Source organism: Kitasatospora sp. NPDC057518, from assembly GCF_042802075.1.
Lineage (GTDB): Bacteria > Actinomycetota > Actinomycetes > Streptomycetales > Streptomycetaceae > Kitasatospora.
In genome coordinates this window covers 1-1,970 of record NZ_JBHVEU010000752.1, presented here as the reverse complement: position 1 = coordinate 1,970, position 1,970 = coordinate 1, and the positions used below count along the sequence as shown (strand labels likewise).

The following is a 1,970-nucleotide window of genomic DNA, read 5'->3' as shown; positions in this document are numbered from 1 at the left end:
CATCGCAAGGCGGAGGAGGGAGCCACTGCGGAGCATTGGCGACCGACGACAACGCGGCGAGGTGCGTGCCCCGGCGTCGCCCCGCAGACGCGAGTCCGAAGACAGGCCCTGGGAGGGGCGGCGCACCGGACGCAGCGGAATCGGGCCCGCGCGGTGCGGCTCGCCGGGCCCGGCTGCGGTTCCCCTTCCGGGTGATTGCCGCGCCTCCGGTTGACCGGAGTCACCGCGCTTAGCACGAACTCGGCGCGAGACGCGGGGACTTGGCGCGGAAACCCTTCGCATGAGCGAATCCGGCGCGGGTCGGCGGCGCGCGGGCGGCGCGACGAGAAGCCTGGTGGGTGGGCGGTGGCCGCTCCGGTTGCGACTGGCGTGCGAAATGTCGGGACTGTCCGGCAGATTGCCACAAGTCGGTTGCGGGACGGTATTTTTGACTTTCGGTCAGGATGTCCTGAACTTGGCTATGCTGCACCACCACGCCTCCGGAGCCGCTCCCCCCGCTTTTGTCCGTACTGTTCCGATCGTTTGAGGATGCTGAATGCTTCGAGCTGGATCGTCACCCGCCAGACGGCGCCGAGCGCCCCTGCTCGGCTGGTTGTTGCCGACGGCCGTGATGGCGGCGGCCGTGGCGGTCGCCGCGGTGGCGGTGTCCGCCGGGGCCCGGGCCGGGGTGCTGTGGTGTGGGGCGACGGGCACCGTGCTGGTGGCCGTGGTGGCCGCCGAGTCGGCCCCCCGGGGGCGGGCCCTGAGCGAGTCCCCTGACCTGCACGCCCGGCAGGTCGAGGAGTGGCAACGCAGGTTGGCCGGGCAGGAGGACGAGCTGGACCGGCTCGCCCGGGTGGAGATGCGCAGGGTGGTCGCCGGGGCCCGGTACGGGTACTCCTTCGACGTCCTGACCCGCCCGTTCGAGGAGAGCGAGGCGCCCGTCTCGCCACGGTTCCGCCGCTCGCTGGTGGCCGTCACCGAGGCCGTCGCCAAGGCCGTCGACGACGAGGTCAGCCGGCGCGACTCGGCCGAGCGGGCCTTCGTCAACATCGCCCGCCGGGTCCAGGCCATCATCCACCGGCAGGCCAAGGACCTGCGGGAGATGGAGGACCGGCACGGCAACGACCCGGCGGTCTTCGACGACCTGCTGCGCCTGGACCACGGCAACGCGCTGAGCGGCCGCCTGGCCGACAGCATCGCCGTCCTGTCCGGTGCCCGCCCCGGCCGCCAGTGGACCCGTCCGATCGCGCTCTACAGCGTGCTGCGCGGCGGCATGTCCCGGATCCTGGAGTACCAGCGGGTGGACCTGCACCCGGTGGCCCAGATCTCCGTCACCGGGCCGGCCGTCGAGCCGCTGATCCACGCCGTCGCCGAGCTGCTCGACAACGCCACCCGCTACTCCCCGCCGCACACCCACGTGCACCTGAGCGCCTCCGAGGTGCAGAGCGGGATGGCGATCGAGATCGAGGACGGCGGCCTCGGCCTCACCGACGAGGCCCGGTTCCGCGCCGAGCGCTCGATCCGCGAGGCGATGGTCTCCAAGGACTTCGACGACCTCACCGAGTCCCCCCGGCTGGGCTTCGCCATCGTCGGCCGGCTCTGCCAGGCGTACGGCTTCCAGATCTCGCTGCGCCGCTCCGCGTACGGCGGCGTGCGGGCGGTGCTGGTCGTGCCGCAGGAGCTGCTCACCACCGCGCCGCCGACCGGGCGGGCGCACGGCATCGGCGCCTTCTCCGGCCCCCGCCCGCTGCCCGCGAACCCGCCCCGGCACGCGGCCGCGGGCCGCCCCTGGGGCACCCGGACGACCTCGGCCGGCGTCGGGCCGTCCTACGGCTCGACCAACCCGTGGGGGCCCTCCGGCCCGGGCGCCGGGGACGACGAGGTGATCGTGACCGAGTGGACGCCCAACGGCCTGCCGCAGCGCCGGCGGAGCCGTCCGATGATGCCCCGGGGCGGCTACGGCGGTGCCGCGCGGCCCGCCCAGCGCC

At 74.1% G+C, this 1,970-nt stretch carries 1 protein-coding gene; it reads left to right on the top strand.

Annotated elements, in window-relative coordinates:
* Positions 1 to 592: 592 nt before the first annotated feature.
* On the top strand, positions 593 to 1,970 hold a 1,378-nt coding region (locus tag ACFU7Z_RS39100), incomplete at its 3' end, for a sensor histidine kinase (protein WP_380782920.1).